Annotated in this window: 1 protein-coding gene; it reads right to left on the reverse strand. The window is 66.5% G+C overall.

Annotated features, from left to right (window positions below):
• The coding region (locus K675_RS0119205; RefSeq protein WP_037006846.1) for a condensation domain-containing protein at positions 1 to 2,087 on the reverse strand (2,087 nt) is incomplete at both ends.

Below are 2,087 nucleotides of genomic sequence, written 5' to 3' on the forward strand. Positions count from 1 at the left end.
CACCAGCAACTGCTCGCGCTCGTCGGCCGGCAGGATCGACAGGCGGTTGAGCGCCGTGGTCGGCGCCTGCTCCAGGGCCTGGACCAGTTGTTCCAGGGCGGCCTGCATGTAGCCGCCGATCCGACGCGCGTCGATCTGTTCCACGGCCTGGATGGTAAGCATGAAAGCCTCGCCCAGATCGTCGACGTTCAGGCACAACGGATAGTTGGTCCGCTCCTCCATGCTCAGGGTCTGCATACCCTGCCAGGCTGCAATCGCCTCGGACGAAGCCACGCCACCGGTGCTATGGCGGTAGTTCAGCAGGGAACTGAACAGCGGTAGCGAACCCGGTACGCCGCTGCAACGCTGGGCCAGGGACAGTGAGGCATGCTCATGACCGAGCAGGGTCGACAAGCGCTCGTGGGTGGCCTTGACCCCGGTCAGGGCGCCAAGGTCTCCGACGCTCAGACGCAACGGCAAGGTGTTGATGAACATCCCCAGGGCCCGGTCGCTGCCCTCGCCGCCCTGCATCCTCCCCATCAGCACGGTGCCGAACACCACTTCTTCACGACCCGAGACGCGGCCCACCACCTGGGCCCACGCCAGGTGCGCCAGGCTCGCGGCGCTGACACCCAGTTGCCGGGCAATGCCGCGCAGGCGCAGGCTCAAGCCGCTGTCGAGAACCTGTTGCACTTCGACGACGGCACTGCCATCACCCTGCACGTCCTGGAGACCGTAGGGCAGCGTTGGCTCATCGATATCGCCGAGCATGTCGCGGAAGAACGCTTCATGTTCCTCCCGGCTGACCCCCAGGCGTGCCTGGGCCACATGATTGCGGTATGGCACCGGTGTCGGCAATTGCCCGGCCAGGCCCTGCAGGCTGGCCTGCATCTCTTCCACCACCACTTCCAGGGCCGTGTGATCCAGGGCCATGTGATGGAACAGCAGCATCGCGGTGATGCGCTGGTTGAGCGGATCTTCGGCATAGGCGATACGCATCAGCGGTGCCTGGCCGATGTCCAGGCGGTAGTGGCGTGGATCGAAACGCTGGTGCAACTGAGCCAGCACCTCACCCGCCTCCGGATCGAGACTGACCTCTTCCAGGCTCAGTTGAGCCTCGCGCCAGACCACCTGCACCGGCTGGTCCAGGCCTTCCCAGGCGACGCTGGTGCGCAGGATATCGTGGCGCTCGATCACATTCTGCAGAGCCTCGGCAAACGCGGCCAGGCGCTGGCGGTCATCGAAGGCGAACAGCACCTGCAGGACATAGGGGTCACCCTCATGCGCGGCCAGGTGGTGATAGAGAATCCCTTCCTGCAACGGTGCCAGGGCATAGATGTCCTGCACATTGGCCACGCCGCCGGGCACGCCCGCGACGATGCGGTCGATAGCGGCCTGGTCGAGTTCAGCCAGGGGCAGCATGTCCGGCGTGATGCGCTCGCAGCCCGGCACGATCAGGTTGTCTGGCACCCGGACCTCAGGCTGTCCACCCACCGCCGCGGCCAGGGCCGCCAGGGTCGGCTGGCTGAACAGCACGCGCACATCGGCCGCGAGGCCGACCTGGCGCATGCGCTCGATCAGCTTGACCGCCAGCAGCGAATGCCCGCCCAACTCGAAGAAGTGGTCATGGCGCCCCACCCGCGGCAGTTGCAGCAGCGACTGCCAGATCCGCGCGATCGCGTTTTCCACGGCACCCTCCGGTGCCGCGTAGTCACGCAGCACCAGGGCTTGCGCATCCGGCGCCGGCAGCGCCTTGCGATCGAGCTTGCCATTGGTGGTCAGCGGGAAGCTGTCCAGGCTGACGAAGGCGCCGGGCACCATATAGTCGGCCAGCGACAGCAACAACTGCGCACGCAAGTCGGCAGCCACCACCTCGTGGCCGGGCGCGGCGATCACATAGGCCACCAGGCGCTTGTCCCCGGGCTCGTCCTCACGGGCCAGCACCACCGCCTCGCGAACGCTCTCGCAGGCGCTCAAGGCGGCTTCGATTTCGCCCAGTTCGATGCGGAAACCGCGGATCTTCACCTGGTCGTCGTTGCGACCCAGATAATCGAGGCTGCCATCGGCCAGCCAGCGGCCCAGATCGCCGGTCTTGTACAGGCGCGCCT

Source organism: Pseudomonas fuscovaginae SE-1, assembly GCF_000364705.1.
Classification (GTDB): Bacteria; Pseudomonadota; Gammaproteobacteria; order Pseudomonadales; family Pseudomonadaceae; genus Aquipseudomonas; species Aquipseudomonas fuscovaginae_A.